This is a genomic window from Rhodococcus sp. MS16, from assembly GCF_013277795.1.
GTDB classification, from domain to species: Bacteria; Actinomycetota; Actinomycetes; order Mycobacteriales; family Mycobacteriaceae; genus Rhodococcus_F; species Rhodococcus_F globerula.
The window spans coordinates 493,597-509,744 of record NZ_VBTM01000003.1 but is presented as its reverse complement, the minus strand read 5'-3'; the positions used below and the strand labels follow the sequence as shown (position 1 = coordinate 509,744).

General features: G+C 61.7%; 14 protein-coding genes. 6 read left to right on the top strand and 8 right to left on the bottom strand.

The features are described from left to right. Positions 1–48 precede the first annotated feature (48 nt). Positions 49–1,518, bottom strand: coding sequence for a Na+/H+ antiporter NhaC family protein (locus FEZ60_RS07435; protein ID WP_172935810.1), 1,470 nt, complete (start codon positions 1,516–1,518; stop codon positions 49–51). A 293-nt stretch (positions 1,519–1,811) separates the two neighbouring features. On the opposite strand from FEZ60_RS07435, the gene FEZ60_RS33075 reads away from it, so the two are divergent. Further along, a complete protein-coding gene (locus FEZ60_RS33075; RefSeq protein ID WP_095888268.1) occupies positions 1,812–2,348 on the top strand; it encodes a cupin domain-containing protein in 537 nt (178 codons plus the stop codon). 117 nt (positions 2,349–2,465) lie between these two features. On the opposite strand, the gene FEZ60_RS07425 is transcribed toward FEZ60_RS33075, so the two are convergent. Further along, the gene (locus tag FEZ60_RS07425) at positions 2,466–3,290 is read right to left on the bottom strand and encodes a crotonase/enoyl-CoA hydratase family protein (RefSeq protein WP_045068666.1); all 825 of its coding nucleotides are present in this window, start codon (positions 3,288–3,290) and stop codon (positions 2,466–2,468) included. 80 nt (positions 3,291–3,370) lie between these two features. Between FEZ60_RS07425 and FEZ60_RS07420 the strand changes: the two genes are divergently transcribed. Both FEZ60_RS07420 and FEZ60_RS07415 read left to right on the top strand, forming a co-directional pair. Further along, entirely contained in the window at positions 3,371–5,044 is a 1,674-nt protein-coding gene (locus tag FEZ60_RS07420) for an AMP-binding protein (protein WP_172935809.1), read from the top strand. Then, entirely contained in the window at positions 5,044–6,159 is a 1,116-nt protein-coding gene (locus tag FEZ60_RS07415) for a nitronate monooxygenase family protein (protein ID WP_172935808.1), read from the top strand. Before FEZ60_RS07420 ends, FEZ60_RS07415 begins: the two co-directional genes overlap by 1 nt. Positions 6,160–6,210: 51 nt before the next feature. Here the strand turns inward: FEZ60_RS07415 and FEZ60_RS07410 are convergent, their stop codons facing one another. From FEZ60_RS07410 to FEZ60_RS07385, 6 genes are all read right to left on the bottom strand, one after another. Continuing rightward, entirely contained in the window at positions 6,211–6,369 is a 159-nt protein-coding gene (locus tag FEZ60_RS07410; RefSeq protein ID WP_165826328.1) for a hypothetical protein, read from the bottom strand. A gap of 72 nt (positions 6,370–6,441) precedes the next feature. Then, on the bottom strand, positions 6,442–7,179 hold the full coding sequence (locus tag FEZ60_RS07405; RefSeq protein WP_033232618.1) for an FCD domain-containing protein: 738 nt from the start codon (positions 7,177–7,179) through the stop codon (positions 6,442–6,444). A gap of 63 nt (positions 7,180–7,242) precedes the next feature. Next, positions 7,243–8,058: an ATP-binding cassette domain-containing protein gene (locus FEZ60_RS07400; protein WP_033232312.1), complete on the bottom strand. Its 816-nt coding sequence runs from the start codon at positions 8,056–8,058 to the stop codon at positions 7,243–7,245. Then, positions 8,055–10,130 (bottom strand): dipeptide/oligopeptide/nickel ABC transporter permease/ATP-binding protein, encoded by a 2,076-nt coding sequence (locus tag FEZ60_RS07395; RefSeq protein WP_172935985.1) that lies wholly within the window; start codon positions 10,128–10,130, stop codon positions 8,055–8,057. Before FEZ60_RS07395 ends, FEZ60_RS07400 begins: the two co-directional genes overlap by 4 nt. Then, positions 10,130–11,089, bottom strand: coding sequence for an ABC transporter permease (locus FEZ60_RS07390; protein ID WP_033232310.1), 960 nt, complete (start codon positions 11,087–11,089; stop codon positions 10,130–10,132). The genes FEZ60_RS07395 and FEZ60_RS07390 overlap by 1 nt, the downstream gene beginning before the upstream one ends. Positions 11,090–11,132: 43 nt before the next feature. Further along, positions 11,133–12,758 carry an ABC transporter substrate-binding protein gene (locus tag FEZ60_RS07385; protein WP_051730369.1) on the bottom strand — a complete coding sequence of 542 codons (1,626 nt, stop codon included), beginning with the start codon at positions 12,756–12,758 and terminating at the stop codon, positions 11,133–11,135. Positions 12,759–13,031: 273 nt separating this feature from the next. Between FEZ60_RS07385 and FEZ60_RS07380 the strand changes: the two genes are divergently transcribed. The 3 genes from FEZ60_RS07380 to FEZ60_RS07370 are packed head-to-tail and all read left to right on the top strand — an operon-like array spanning position 13,032 to position 16,122. Further along, entirely contained in the window at positions 13,032–14,081 is a 1,050-nt protein-coding gene (locus FEZ60_RS07380; RefSeq protein ID WP_092806296.1) for a Gfo/Idh/MocA family oxidoreductase, read from the top strand. Further along, positions 14,078–15,073, top strand: coding sequence for a Gfo/Idh/MocA family oxidoreductase (locus FEZ60_RS07375; protein ID WP_045068674.1), 996 nt, complete (start codon positions 14,078–14,080; stop codon positions 15,071–15,073). Before FEZ60_RS07380 ends, FEZ60_RS07375 begins: the two co-directional genes overlap by 4 nt. Further along, positions 15,070–16,122, top strand: coding sequence for a Gfo/Idh/MocA family oxidoreductase (locus FEZ60_RS07370; protein ID WP_172935807.1), 1,053 nt, complete (start codon positions 15,070–15,072; stop codon positions 16,120–16,122). Before FEZ60_RS07375 ends, FEZ60_RS07370 begins: the two co-directional genes overlap by 4 nt. Positions 16,123–16,148: the final 26 nt, after the last annotated feature.

Here is a 16,148-nt window from a genome sequence, read left to right as displayed (position 1 = left end):
TGTGAATTGACGAGGACGAATGGATCTGCCCAGGCCGGAAAGACCAGCTCACGCCAACGAAGCGTCGGAACTGGAAGCTGGTTCGGGTTGCTTCGACACGGCACCGCCGGGGCCTTCGAAACGACGTCCCCAGCCCGTCGAGACCGAGATGAACATGACGACGGTCATGAACAGGGGATACAGCATTGCAACAAATATCTGCGTCGTGGACAGGGCCGGCGCAGTGTCGTACCCCGAGGTGAGAAGTGCCCCGATGAACAGGTAGGCGCTCAGAACCGGGACGATGCACGCGATACCCATCGCGAAGCAGTCCATGACCACTGCCCTGCGGTAGGGGTGCAATCCGACGCGTGAACCGATCTCGTCCGCAACAGGACCGAATGTCAGCATGGCGGCGGAGTTGACGCCACCGAAAAGCAATGTGGTGACCGAGACTCCGAGGCCGATCGCGATTTCTGCGCCGCGCGGTGTGTCCGACAGACGCCCGCGGCTGATTCCCTCGACGAGGCGTTCGAGAACTCCCGCGGCTGTCAGGACTCCCATGATTCCGAATACCGCGAAGACCAACGCCACGGTGCCGAGCATATTTGTGACTCCGGCAGCGAGGAATCCGGTGGGTACTCCATCGGTGACTCCGACGATGTCCGTCGGGACGATGAGTCCGGCGAGCAGTCCCGTCAGGATTCCGGTAGCCAGACCGACTGTGACGGCCTTGAAGATGTTTCGTGTGCGCAGGGCGACCACGAGCATGAGGGCGACCGGCACCAGCATGACGAGGGCTTTCGGAGACATCGTGCTTTCGAGGAGTTCCGCGGCGCCGTCTTGAACGTCGTGTGTGCGGCTCGATGCAAGGACGAGGAACCCGATGGCGCTCAGCGCCGCGGCCGTGAGTGCAAATCGTGCTCGGCTCGAGACGACTCCGCCGATGTCGGCCGACCCTTCCTTGCGCCTGAAACGCTGCGTTGATGCCGAGATGATCGTTGTATCCGAAATGGGTGCGATGTTGTCACCGAAGATGGCACCGGACACTATCGCGCCGGCCAAGATCGCCGGGTCGGCACCCAGCAGCACACCGGCGGGGTAGAAGATGGGGAACGCGGTGAACATGGTGCCGATCGACGAGCCTGTTGACATGGAGATGACGCCGACGGAGATGAAAGCGAAGAGCGTAAAGCTTCCGCCCCCGATGCCGAGCGTATCTGCGATCCAGACGAATCCACCCGAGACGTTTGTTGCCTTGATCAGGGACGACATCATGCCGACGGTGAACAAGATGAGAACGATCGACACCGATGTCGGACTGCCGACACCTCTCATCACCGCATCCCAGTAGCTGCCGTAAGGCTTGGCGAAGAGGGCGCCCACCAGAAGTGACACAAAACCGCCCATCGCAAGGGCGGTCATGTCGAATGCCTTGAAGACGACGAAGAAGAGTATGCAGAACGCAAGGAAGGAGGCGATGGGGACAAACGCCATCGTCCATCCTCCCCGGAAATGCAAGCGGGTGTCTTCGTTCATGGGGGTCCCTCTCATCGCGGCATGGCCGAGTGGATCGTTGACGATGGTAGTTGTGCACAAAATTACACAAATAGTGCAGACATATTTACTCTTTTGCGGAACAGCGTCAGCAATATCAGGAAGGCATGCGAGCGAGAGACTGTTCAGTACGCACCATCTATGCAGATGGGCGAGGTGTTCGATGCTTTTCCGTCGCAGTCAGGGAAGAGTAGCCAGACTGCACAGGGTGCGTCAAGATGTGCAGTGAAAATGTACAAATTTAGAGCATGAGGGTGCTGTTATAGGGTGCGAATGTGATTGGTGCGAAGCTTCGAGAACTGAGATCTGCGCAAGGTATGACGCTTCGGGGCCTAGCCTCCGAGACCGGTTTGTCGCCTACGTTGCTCAGTCAAGTGGAGCGCGGGGTCACCGAGCCGAGTCTGAAGACCTTGCGCGCACTGGCGACCGTGTTCGGGCAGTCCGTTTCCACGCTGTTCGAAGAGCCGATCCCCATGTTGGTGCACGTCAGCCGCCCTGGCCAACGTTCGAGGATCAGTAGTCCGGCGGGACATATTCAGTACGAACGTCTGACTCCGGGGAACGGGCAACTCGAGGTGCTGCGCGGCACGCTGAAGCCTGGGGAGTGCTCGAGTGATGAACCGTGGTCACATGAGGCGGTCGAGTGCGTGTATGTGTTGTTCGGCGAGCTCACTGTCACCGTGGGTAAACAAACCCTGCCCGTGGTTAGTGGGGAAGCGATCACGATCGACTCGAGTCAACCCCATAAGTACAGCAACAACACGGTGGAGAAAGTGGAATTTCTCGTGTCCGTGACTCCGCCGACCCCGTGACGCCGTGACCCCGTGACTCTGTGGCGGGGCTAGTCATGAAAATGGCCGCGACCGATGTCTTATCGCGGTCGCGGCCACCCTGGTCTTGCTCGTTCGGGTTGTCGGAAGGATCTAGCCTCAGACTCCCTTGAACTTGGGCGCCCGCTTCTCGCCGAAGGCTCGGGGGCCTTCCTTTGCGTCCGCGCTCATGAAGACCTTCATGCCCAGCTCCGCGTCGATGCGGAAGGCTTCTTCCTCGTGCATGCCCTCGGTGTCGCGGATGGTCTTGAGGATCGCCTGGACTGCGAGAGGTCCGTTGGCGCTGATGAGTTCGGCAAGTTCGAGTGCCTTGTCGAGAGCCTGACCGTCCGGGACGACGTGGCCGATGAGACCGATTTCCTTGGCTTCCGGGGCTTTGATGTGGCGTCCGGTGAGCAGAATATCCGCGGCGATGGTGTACGGAATCTGTCGGACCAGGCGCACTGCTGAACCGCCGAGCGGAAAGAGTCCCCACTTGGCTTCGGACACTCCGAATTTGGCGCTTTCGCCGGCAACGCGGATGTCGGTGCCTTGCAGGATTTCGGTTCCGCCGGCAATGGCGGCGCCTTCGACGGCTGCGATCAGCGGCTTGGTGAGCCGTCGGCCTTTGAGGAGACCTTCGATTTTGGACATGTCGACGCCGCCGCCGGCAAAGGCGTCTCCCGGGGGTTTGGCGGACATGTTCTTGAGGTCGGCGCCGGCGCAGAAATCGCCCCCGGCTCCGGTGAGGACGGCGACGCGGATGTCTGGGTCGTTGTCGACCTGATCCCAGGCGTCGACCATGATCGCCATCATGTCGCCGGTGATGGCGTTCTTCCGCTCGGGGCGATTCATGGTGATGATCAGGACGTGACCGCGTTTCTCCACGAGGCAGTGCGGTGCAGTTTCCGAAGTGTCGGATTTTTCGGTCGTCGTAGAGGACACTGATGGCTCCTGGGGCGTCTGTGAGCTGGCTCTCAAATTGGGTCTTGCCAGAAAAGGTAACACGTTCTACTTTGAAGGGCGTGGCCCTTAACATCGCAGACTTCGTAGAGCACTCGATCGACCTCGTTCCGGACCGGGTTGCACTGGTCTCCGATGATCGGGAGGTGACGTACGCGCAACTCGAGGACCGCGCCAACAGGCTCGGTCACTACCTGCGCGAACATGGCGTGAAGCCGGGTGACAAGGTCGGCATCTACTGCCGCAATGTCATCGAGGCAATCGAGGCCATGGTCGCGATCTTCAAGATCCGGGCGGTGATGGTCAACATCAACTACCGCTATGTCGAGAACGAGTTGCAATACATCTTCGACAATTCGGACATGGTTGCGCTGGTCGCCGAGCGTCGATACGCAGACAAGATCAAGAAGGTTCTCCCGAACGCGCCCCTCGTCAAGTCGGTTGTCGTCATCGAAGACGGCACCGACGGCGACTACTCGTCGTTCGGCATCGAGTACGAAGCCGCACTGGCGCAGAGTTCGGGCGAGCGCGATTTCGAGGATCGCAGCAACGACGACATCTTCATGCTCTACACCGGCGGCACGACGGGTAGCCCGAAGGGCGTCATGTGGCGCCACGAAGACTGGTGGCGCGTGCTCGGTGGTGGCATCAACTTCGTCACCGGAGTTGCGGTCGAGGACGAGTACGAGATGGCGAAGGTCGGCGCCGCCAACCCGAGCATGGTTCGCTATCCGATTCCTCCGATGATCCACGGCGGCTCGCAGTCGGCGGTGTTCCACAGTCTCTTCGGCGGCGGAACCTGTTTGATGCACCCTGAGTTCGACGCCCACGAGGTGTGGCAGAACATCGACAAGCACAAGGTCAACCTCATCTTCATCACCGGCGACGCGATGGCTCGACCGATGCTCGACGCGTTGATTGCCGGAAACCCGGAAACGGGTGAGCCTTACGATCTTTCGTCGCTGTACGTCATGGCAAGCAGCGCGGCGCTCTTCTCGCCGAGCATTCAGGAGCAGTTCCTGGAGCTGCTGCCCAACCGTCTGCTCACAGACTCCATCGGAGCGTCGGAGACCGGCTTCGGCGGCTTGGCGGTTCTCTCCAAGGGGCAGAAGCACACTGGCGGTCCGACGGTCAAGATCGACGCCTCCACAACGGTTCTCGGCGACGACGGCAACGAGGTCGAACCGGGATCGGGTCAGCGCGGCATGCTTGCGCGCAGGGGCAACATCCCGCTCGGTTACTACAAGGACGAGGTCAAGACGGCCGAGACGTTCCGCACCATCAATGGTGTTCGGTACTCGATTCCCGGCGACTACGCGCAGGTCGAAGCCGACGGCACGGTCACGATGCTCGGACGCGGTTCGGTATCCATCAACAGCGGCGGCGAGAAGGTGTACCCGGAAGAGGTCGAAGGCGCGTTGAAGGCGCACCCCGACATCTTCGACGTGCTGGTGGTCGGTGTCCCGGACGAGCGTTTCGGGCAACGAGTTGCCGCGGTGGTTCAGGTTCGTGAAGGTACGTCTCCGACGCTGCACGACATCGCCACAGCAGCACGCAAAGAGATTGCCGGATACAAGGTTCCGCGCAGCGTGTGGTTTGTCGACCAGATCAAGCGCAACCCGGCAGGCAAGCCGGACTATCGGTGGGCGAAGGCCGAAACAGAATCCCGTGAGGCCGACGACCACAACGGCAACGGTGCTCCCGAGGCAAACAGTACAGAGAGCGTGGAAGCCTGATGAGATCCGATCTTGCCGACAAGTTCGGCATCGAATACCCGATCTTCGGATTCACGCCGTCGGAGCACGTAGCGGCCGCGATCTCTCGCGCCGGCGGACTCGGAGTCCTGGGGTGCGTGCGATTCAACGACCCCGAAGAACTCGAAGCTGCCCTGACCTGGATGGACGAGAACACCGACGGTAAACCGTACGGCGTCGACATCGTCATGCCCGCAAAGGTTCCCACCGAGGGCGGCGCGATCGATCTCGACAAGTTGATCCCGGCCGAGCACCGCGCGTTTGTCGATCGCACCCTCGACGAGCTCGGTGTGCCGCCGTTGTCCGACGACGTCGAACATGCCACTGGTGTGTTGGGCTGGCTGCACTCCGTTGCCCGCTCGCACGTCGATGTTGCTCTGGGGCATCGAATTGCCTTGATCGCCAATGCTCTTGGTTCACCGCCGAAAGATGTCATCGATCAGGCTCATACGAAGGGGGTCCCGGTCGCGGCGCTGGCCGGTGCTGTCGAACATGCCCGTCGTCATGTGGAGAACGGCGTCGACATCGTGATCGCGCAGGGCTACGAAGCCGGCGGGCATACCGGTGAGATCGCCTCCATGGTGCTGGTTCCCGAAATCGTCGACGCCCTCGGTGACTCTGCGGCCGTGTTGGCTGCCGGTGGAATCGGAAGCGGTCGACAGGTGGCTGCAGCTCTTGCGCTCGGTGCGTCCGGAGTGTGGATGGGTTCGTACTGGCTCACCACGTCGGAGTACAAACTGGGCAGCGCGTCAGGGGAGGGGCCGTCGGCAATTCAACGTGCATTGCTGAAAGCGACGTCGGCGGACACCGTTCGGTCCCGGATCTACTCGGGCAAGCCGGCGCGGTTGCTCAAGACGAAGTGGACCGAAGCGTGGTCGAAGCCCGGCGCACCGGACGCGTTGCCAATGCCGTTGCAGAATCTTCTGGTCAGTGATGCGCACCAACGTATTTCGGCGTCGGAGAATCCTGACGTCGTGGCAATGCCGGTCGGTCAGATCGTGGGGCGGATGAACGAGATCCGTCCGGTCGCCGAGGTTATGGCGGAGTTGGTTTCCGGATTCGAAGATGCGCGTGCGCGTCTCGACTCCATGAAATAGCAGACAGAGCAAAAGGCTCTCGGCCACAGTGGCCGAGAGCCTTTTGTTGTTTCAGCCGGCCAAGTCGTCCGGTCCGACGTTGTCGGCCAGCCATTCTCCGCGACTGAGCACGCCGCCGTCGTCTCGACGACGGGCGATCACGAAAATGACCAGGGCAGCGGCGGCGACCAACGCGAGGATGCGCGATGGCGTCAGGTTCGGATTCTTCATACTTGTAATTTTGCCGCAAGATCTGTCGGCATGGGAGATACCGTGTCGAAGATCAATGCTGCCTTGAATGTCCTAGGTCGATGTGTCCGCGTGCAGGTTTCCGATCCGCTGTCGTAGACCACCGAAATGCACGTCGAGAGTGTGCGCAGCTTCGATGGCATCGCCGGTACGAATAGCGTCGAGAATTGCGCGATGCTTCGACGCTATATCGACGAGCGGTGTATCCGAATGCCCGATTGCCTGCTGGATTTCGCTGTACACCTGCCAGAAGACATCCATCAATTGTGCAAGCACCTGATTGTCGAGCGGTGAATACAACCGGCTGTGGAAAGTCGCATCGATATCGGAGAAATTCTTTCCGGCTGCTGCGCGGACTTCCATCCCTGTGACGAGTTCGTCGAGAGCGTCGTGGTCCTCGGTGGTCATCTCTGCCATTGCGGCGCCGATCAGACCGGTTTCGAGAGCCTGACGGATATCGACCAATTCCATCGCTTCGTGGCCGGTGCCCTGAAGTGACAATCTGCCCCGGAACGTCAGGCCGTCGGCCAGCGCGTCGAAGTTACTCGGGGCGACAAACATTCCGAAACCGTGCCGGATTTCGACGACGCCCAAGGCCTGCAGAACCTTGAGAGCCTCGCGCAGAGTGTTCCTGCCGATTCCCAGTTCTTCGGAGAGTTCCGCCTCGGTGGGCATCGGATCACCGGGAGAGAGTCGACGATCCAGGATCAGGTTCATGATGTCTGATTGAAGTGCGCGCATACGGTTCTGCGCGCTGAAACGAGCACGCGGTGTGCCACTCCGAACAGACATCGATTCCCCTTTTCCGAATTGAACGTCCTTCATCCTATGTCCGCTTGTCGACTCCATCGGTTATCACGCATCCACGGTGCGTTGCAGCAGGCTTGGGGCCGCGCCGAGCAGTTTTGCGGTGTAGGCGTCGGACGGGTTGTCGAACACTTCCTGCGCTGTTCCCTGTTCGACGATCCGCCCGGCATTCATCACGACAATGCTGTCGGAGACGTAGCGAACGGTCTGGATATCGTGCGAGATGAAGACCATTCCCAGCCCGAGTCGTGCCTTGATGTCGCTGAGCAAATTCAGGATCTGCGCGCGCACCGACACGTCGAGTGCGGATGTCGGCTCGTCGGCGACGATCACGTCCGGTTCGAGTGCCAGCGCACGGGCGATGGCAACGCGCTGGCGCTGTCCGCCCGAGATCTGACTCGGGATGACTTCGAGCGCGGATTGGGGAAGCCCGACCAGTCCGACCAGTTCGCGGACCCGAGCAGAGCGGGTGGAACGATTCCCGATGCCGTGTACGTCGAGTGGATCGGTGAGGATGTCGGCCACCGTCATTCGCGCATTGAGCGCGGTGGCCGGGTCCTGGAACACGATGGAGATAGCGCGCCCGAATTCCTTGCGGACCGACGCCGATCGGGTCAGAGCACTCTGTCCACGAAAGACGACGTCGCCCGACGTCGGCTTCTGCAGTCCGACCATGACCTTCGCGAGCGTCGACTTGCCGCAACCGGACTCGCCCACGATGCCGATCGTCGTCCCTCGTCGCACGGCGATACTGACATCGTTGACGGCGTGCACGGTTCCGGGTTTGAACAACGATCCCGAACGAGTCTTGTGGACGACGTGAATGTTCTTCAGTTCCAGGATGGGTGTTTCGGCTGTGGTCATCGCACGCTCTCCAATTCCGATTCTGCGGATACGGGTGCCGCGGACTGGTTGGCGAACCAGTGCTCGGTCCCGCCGATCCGAACCATCTCGGGCTTTCGGTGGGGATCGGAATCCGGACGCAGGGAACGTTCGGCAAAACGGTCACCGGTGGCGAAGCTGCCGGGCGACGGCACGGTTCCCTGGATCTGGTGGAGCCGCGGAGCCTCGTCCTCGATGGAGAGAACGGCGCCGAGGAGGCCCTGGGTGTATTCGTGACGCGGATCGATGAGCAGATCGCTGGTGGGCGCAGACTCGACGACCTGACCGGCGTACATCACCGTGATCTTGTGGGCGAGCGAAGCAACGAGTGCAAGATCGTGGCTCACGAAAACCATCGCAAAGCCGAGCTTTTCCCGCAGATCGTTGAGCAGGTCCACAACCTGAGCCTGGACGGTGACGTCGAGAGCAGTGGTGGGCTCGTCGGCGACGATCAGGCGCGGGCTACGCGTGAGCGACATCGCGATGAGGACGCGCTGGCGTTGACCACCCGACAACTCGTGCGGGTAGCTGGCAAGCGTGCGAACCGGGTCGAGTCCGACAAGTTCGAGAAGCTCCTCGGCGGTACGTGTTCCGCCTCTTTTGGTGAGCTGCTTGAACTGGGCGCGGATCAACATTGCCGGGTTCAGGGAGCTGAGTGCGTCCTGGTAGATCATGGCCATGTCGTGTCCGCGAAGCTTGTTTCGTTCCCGGTTGTTCAGTTCGAGGACGTTGACGCCGTCGAAGAGGATCTCACCGGTCACCACTGCGGTCTTGGGCAGCAGGCCCATGATCGCCAGTGACGTCAGCGACTTGCCACAGCCTGATTCGCCGACCAGAGCCATCGTCTCGTTCGGACGGACCGTGAAGCTGACGTTGTCGACGATTGCGGTGTCGCCGTAGCGTTCCGGGAAACGGATCGTCAGATTGCGTACCTCGAGCAGTGGAGCGGCGTCGCCTTCGTAGACAAGACGATCGGTGCGTGTCCGTTCGGTTTCCGCCAGGATCTTCAGGTGCGTTTCGAGTGGCGTCGGCGCGACGACCGGTTTCAGCGCATTGGTGACTATGACACTCGAGTCGGCGAAGTCATCACTGATAACAAGCGATTCGGCGTCTCGCGCGGCCTCTTCTTCCAGGATGAGCTCGTTGGACGTTTCCTCAGCAGCGGCGGTGCGGGCTGATTCGAGAGCCGTCTTCTTGGTCTTCTTCAGGCTCGGATCAGCCATCGCGTCGGTGAGACCCTCGGCGAGGACGTTCAGGGAGAGCACGGTCAGAAGAATCAGCAGACCGGGGAACACCGTTGCCCACCAACCGCCGAGCAGGACCATGTTCTTGCCGTCGGCGATTACCGATCCCCACGACGGGTCCGGTGGTCGCACGCCCGCGCCGATGAACGACAGGCTGGCTTCGAGCACGATGGCGTCGGCAACCATGACCGTGCAGAACACGAGAACAGGGGCAGCGCAGTTGGTGACGACGTGCTTGACGACGATGTGGGAAGTGCTTGCCCCGATGACTTTTTCAGCGGCGACGTAATCCTCGCCGTACTGGGCGAGCACGTTGGCGCGAACGACACGCGCAACCATCGGGGTGTAGAGGAAGGCGATGGTGACGATGAGGACGGGGATCGAACCGCCGAACGCTGCAACGAGGACGGCTGCGAGCGCGATGCCCGGGAACGCCATGACGACGTCGAGCACACGCATGATGGTCTCGTCGACGGACTTTCGGCTGGTTGCGGCCACCGAACCGATGAGGGCGCCGGCGCACAGTGCCAGGAAGGTGGACCCGAGGCCGATAGTCAGTGACCAGCGTCCGCCGTACAGCAAGCGGCTGAACAGATCTCGGCCGAGACTGTCCTGGCCGAACCAGTGTTCCGCGCTGGGTCCGGACGTACCCACAGCTTGTTCGAGCGGGCTGTACTGCGTGATGAGCGGTGCGAACAGGCAGGCGAGGACGATGATCGCGAGGACGGCCATCGAGAGCCAGGCGGAGAGGGGAAACCGTGAAAAGGTGATACCGGGACGCGAAAGCTTCTCGGTGAGTTTTCTTCTCATCATGCTGCGCTCCGAAGTCGTGGATTGACAAGCAGGTAGAGGATGTCGACCGCGAGGTTGACGACGACGAAACCGACTGCGATGACGATGACAACACCCTGGACAACTGCGGGGTCGCCGTTGGTGACGCCGTTGATCATGAGCTGACCCATGCCGGGAAGGCCGAAGATTTGCTCGATGACAACGGCGCCACCCAAGAGATACCCGACGCGCAGACCCAGAACGGTGAGCGGGTTGATCAGCGCGTTACGCAACACGTTTCGCCCGATCACCACGGGGTAGGGCAGGCCGCTTCCGATGGCCGTGCGGACGTAATCCTTGTCCAATTCCTCGACCATGGACGTGCGGATGATGCGGGTGAGTTGAGCCGCGACGGGGAGTGACAGAGACAAAGCGGGGAGCGCCATGTACCACAGCCAGTCCGTGACCGAGTCGGCCGGATTGACGTAGCCGCCGGTGGGGAACCACCCGAGTTTGACAGCCAGATACTGAATCATGAGCAGCGCCAACCAGAATGACGGTGCGGCGACGCCGGCGAGTGAAACCACCCGGATGACCTGATCTGGCCAACGATCACGGAACAGGGCGCTGGTGACACCGAAGATCAGTGAGAGCACGATGGCGATCACCAGGCCCAGAACAGTGAGTTGAATCGTCAGCGGCAGTGCCGTGGAGATCGAATCCAGCACCGGGGTACCGGAAATCAGGCTGTCACCCATGTTCCCACTGAGGAGATCGGTGACGAAGTGGACGTACTGCAGCGGCAGTGGGTCGAGCAGTCCGTTCTCTTCCTTGAACTGCTGCAACTGTTCTGCCGTCGGGTTACCACCGTTGAACGCCGCCGTTGCGGGATCGGTGGGCGCGAACTGCATCACGATGAAAACAAACGCGATGATGCCGAGGATCAGGGGGATCAGTATCAGTAATCGCCTGATCAGCATGGGGAGGACTCTGGCCATCGGGGGATCTCTCAGTTGACGGGAAATTGCCGCGCGCGGGCGATCAGGCCGGCTTTGCCGCAAGCAGGTTGACGCCGGGGTACGGCAGCGGGGTGACGTCGGTGATCTTCTGCGGATCCCACGCGGTCAGCAGTTCCTGATGCAGAACCGGGTAGTAGACAGCGTTTTCGGCGATCTGGTTCAGGTACGACTGCACGAGGGTGCTGCGCTTGGCGGGGTCCGTCTCGCGAGTTGCCTCGTCCATCGTGGCGTAGATTCTCTGAGCCTGCGGCGTGTCGTCCCACTTGGCGTACGTCTTGGTCCACAGGCCGCCCTTGCTGTACGTGTAGCGAACGAGAAGGTCGACGTCGGATCCGAAAGCCTGCGGGTTCGACGTGCCGGCCGCGATCTGGAACTTCTGGCCACTGTTGAGCTTGCTGACCATCGCACTGGTGTCCTGCGGCTCGAGCGTGGTGTTGAATCCGACTGCGTCCCAGGACTCTTTGATAGTGGGGAGGCAATCGGCGAGCCAACTGACGTTGGTGGAGAGCAACGTGAGGTCGAGTCCGCTGACGCCGGCGGCAGCGAGGAGCGAGCGTGCCTTGTCCGGATCGTACGAGTAGACGGTGGACGCGCGCGAGTAGTCGGGATTGCGCTCGTACAGGTAGCTCGTGGCCGGAGCGGCCTTGCCGCCCAGGGCGATCTCGATCATCTTCGGAGTGTTGAGAGCGTAGAACATAGCCTGGCGAACACGAACGTCGTCGAACGGTGCCTGCGTCGTGTCGAAGAGCAGGTACATCAGGTTCATGCCCGGATTGCCCTCGACGGTACGTCCACCGGACGTCAGCGTCGGGACGTTCGCGACGGGGATGTTGTCGGCGAGCTGAGCGCCGGCATTGTTGCCCGATACTCGTGCGATACGCGAGGACGTGTCGACGATGGACAGCCAGTTCATGGTCGTGAAGTTGGCCGGACGCGGGCCGTTGTACGCGGGGAAGGCTTCGAATGCCGTGTTGCTCTTGGGAGTATGGCTGGTCACCTTGTACGGACCGGAGCCGACCACGAGCGCGCCGGACTTGGCTTCGTCCCAATGGCCGTCGAAGACATGCTTGGGCATGATCTTGGCAATCGAAAGGCGTTGAGCGGCAGCGCTGAACGGGTAGTTGAAGTTGAGTGTCACGGTCTGGTCGTCGACCTTGGTGACGGACTGCAACCAGGAAGAGAAGAAGGCGCGGATCAGCACGTTCTGCTGGGGATCGAGAATGCGCTCGAAGCTGAAGACAACGTCGTCCGAGGTGACCGGGGTGCCGTCGTGCCAGGTGGCGCCGTCGCGGATCTGCATGGTCCAGCTCGACGCGGTGGCGTCGGTGGGAACAGTCTTCGCCAGCGCGGCATACGTCTCGCCGGTGGCCGGATCGTTCTCGAGCAGGCCTTCGTACACGTGGTTGACCGCGGCCATCAGGAAGCCGGATGCGGTCTGCATCGGATCGAAACTCTGGTCGTTTCCGTAACCGATGGCGGTGGTGAGGTCGCCCGTGGACGAGGAGCCGCCCACGGCCGAGGTCGACGAGGGGCCGCCGCCGCACGCTGCGAGTGTTGCGGTGATACCTGCAGCTGCTCCGAGCAGGCCGGTGTACCGGAACAGGTCCCGGCGGGTGATGGCGGAGCTCAGCGGTCGTTGGTTCTTCAAGGCGGCCTCCAAGGCGGGGAGCGGGACATCTCGAGTGGGATAGGGGATGTCCTATGTTCGACGTCCGATGTTGCGTAACCTACATTGTGGATCAGAACGCGTCTAGAGAGTCGTGAGAACTCGCGGGGAGAAATTTCGTATTTCGGCGAGTTTCATTCACGATTTAGTGCTCTCACCTGCATAGATGAAGACTGTGTTACCGACCTCGAATTGACGGTCGATCTCACTGGCCGTATAACATAGGACATCCCTTATCCAATCTTTGGAGACTTCATGACCCGATACAAAGTCGGCGTGGTCGGTTGCGGATTCTTCGGTAGTTCACTCGCACGCGAGTTTGCTGCCCATCCACGTTTCGAACTCACGATGCTCTGCGACCGAGATATAGAGCGGGCGACGGAAGCCGCGGGAGAATTCGGTGCGACCCCCACCAACGATCACGGTGCGGTGGCGGCTGAAGCGACGATCGACCTTGTTGTAGTCGCGACGCCCAATCACACCCATGCGGAACCGGCACTTGCCGCACTGACACAGGGCAAGGCAGTGTTCGTGGAGAAGCCACTCGCAGTCGAGCTCTCCGAAGCTCGCGGCATGATCGAGTGCGCCGACACCAACGGTTCGACGCTCATGGTCGGACACATCATGCGGATGATGCCGGGTGTGCGAGCCCTGGCCGCGTCGGTCCGGTCCGGAGACATCGGTGACGTCAACGCCATCGAGACATCGAGGTCCCGGTGGATAGACACCGCCGGCGCGGACCCACAGTGGTGGAAGCTCGACAAGAGTCAGACCGGCGGCGAACTCACTCACGAGATTCACGAACTGGATTTGATGTGCTGGCTCGGCGGTGACGTCGACGGCGTGTCGAGCATCGCGACACCGGACGACGGATTCCGGACGACGGTCGTGAAGTTCGCCAACGGCGCGGTAGGCACCCACACGATCTCGACCCGCTCGCACACGTCGTCGTGGGATCTGACGGTCAACGGATCGGACGGCGCGCTTCGGGCGGATTTCCGTACCGGACTTGTGCAGCGCTTCACCGGAGGTCAGGTTGTCGAATCCTGGCCCATCTTCGACGACGCGGACGAGAATCAGTCCTTGATCGACTCGGCAACCAAGACGCAGAAGTACAACTCCGGCGGCGGGGCGTCGTCGGTGTGGATGCAGGCCGCAATCCGCCACGAAATCGACGAGATCGCACGGGTTCTCGATTCCGGCGCCGAATCGCCCCTCACGGCGGACACCGACCGAGCACTGGTCGTGGCGCAGCAGGTGCGTCTCGGACAGGCCGAGCCCGCGGACATTCGAGCTGCGCGATGAGCGTCCGCGTTGCCGTGATCGGCAGCGGCGGAATCGCGCGGGACCACGTACGTTCGCTCGCCGGCCTGCCGACAGTGGAGGTCGCCTACGTAGTCGGTAGTGACTTGAACCGGGCTGCATCGGTGGCCGCCCTCGCACCGGGCGCGCAGGCGAGCACCGACCTGGACCGAGTTCTGGCAGATCCGTCGATCACGGCTGTCAACGTCGTCGGGGCAACTCCGGATCATGCGCCGGTGACGATTGCAGCCGGCCGTGCGGGAAAGCATGTCCACGTGGAGAAGCCGGCCGCGCTGAGCGTCGCCGACTTCGACGCCATGGTTGCAGCGACCGAAGGCAACGGTACGTCGTTGATGGTCGGTCAGACCGTGCGGTTCCAGCCGTCGATCACCTCGATCGGCGCTTCCGTCGCGCAGGGCGCTATCGGTGATCCCCGCTTGATCCATTTGAGTTGGTACACCGGCCACGTCTGGCCGGGCGGCTGGCGCGGGTGGCAACACGACAAGGAACGCTCCGGTGGGCATCCCGTTCACAACGGAACGCACGCACTCGATCTGGTGACCTGGCTGATCGACCGCAAGCCGATTCGCGTGTTCGCGCGCAGCTTTCCGACGTTTGCCGCCGGCATGCCCGTTCATGACAGCTTCCATCTGACCGTCCGCTTCGAGGACGGTTCCTTGGCGCTGATCGAGTTGGCGTACGCGCTGCCACAATCGGGAAAGATGGTGCGTCGCATCGTCGTCTCGGGCACGCAGGGCACTCTCGCGCACGACACGGGCGATGATCCGGGGCTCATGTCCGACACCACCAACGCGCCGCCGTCGTCTATCGAAGACGCCATGACGCATCAGATGCGCCACTGGATCGGCACTCTTGACGGTTCTCAGACGCCGTTGGTCAAGAACTGGCAGGTGCGCGCGGCGCTCGCCACAGCCGTCGCCGCGCAACAATCGCTTGATACCGGGCGCGCCGTTGCAATCGGAGGGCAGCAATGACCAGCACTGGTTCGATCCGTGTCGGATTCATCAGCGGCGTAAGGCATGCCGGGTCCTACGCGGACTTGTTGCGAGCCGACCCCCGCGTGCACCTGGTCGGTGTCGCCGACGAATCATCGGTGCCCGACTGGATCCGCGAAGACGGAATGAAGATGGCTGCCGGCGCCGACATCGCGTGGATCGACGACCTCGGTGAGCTTCTCGACCCCGACCGGATCGATCTGGCAGTGATCTGCAGCGAACCGACTCGGCATGCGAGGCTCGCTATAGCTGCCTTGAACGCGGGACTTGATGTCCTCGTGGACAAGCCGGTGGGAATCGACGAGACAGAAGCCGCGGCGGTTCAGGAAGCAGCTGAGGCAAACGGGCGCATCTGCACCGTAGTAAACCGCACGCATTCACCCGCCCTGCGGAGACTGCGCCGCTGGATCGACGCGGGAAACCTCGGACTTCCACGCCACGTGGACATCGAGTTCCTCGCCAGCGGAACACATTTTGCGACATCCGTGGAACGGCCGGAGTTGGTTGTCGACCCAGCAATGTCCGGCGGGGGAGAAGTTGTGAACTTCCTTGGATACGCCGCCGACTACCTCCGTTACCTCACCGGACTCGACGTCACCGAGGTGTACGCGGAGACAAGCACGTTGTACGGCGGCGCACACGAGAAGTTCGGTGTGGAAGACACCGCGCTCATTTCACTCGCGCTGGCACACGGCGTCACTGCGACCGTCACAGTCGGAAGAATCCCCGCAGCACCAGGTTTCGGTGCCAATACCGCAACGGTTCGAGTCCTCGGATCGCACGGTTACGCCAGTTCGGACGACGACAAACCAGCGCTCATGCAGTTCGGTGCTTCCGGTGATGTCACCGCACTACCCATCGGGGGTTTCGGATCCGACAATGCGGTGTCGAGCTTCCTCGCTCACCTACTCGATCGACTGCCGAACCGGATCAACCCCGATTACTCGGTTGCCGACGCTCGCGCATCGATGCGCGTGATCGACGCCGCCTACCGGTCCGCCGCGTGCGGGCAGCCGGTTTCCGTGTGATCAACCTTCAAGTGTTTTGCCCCGCA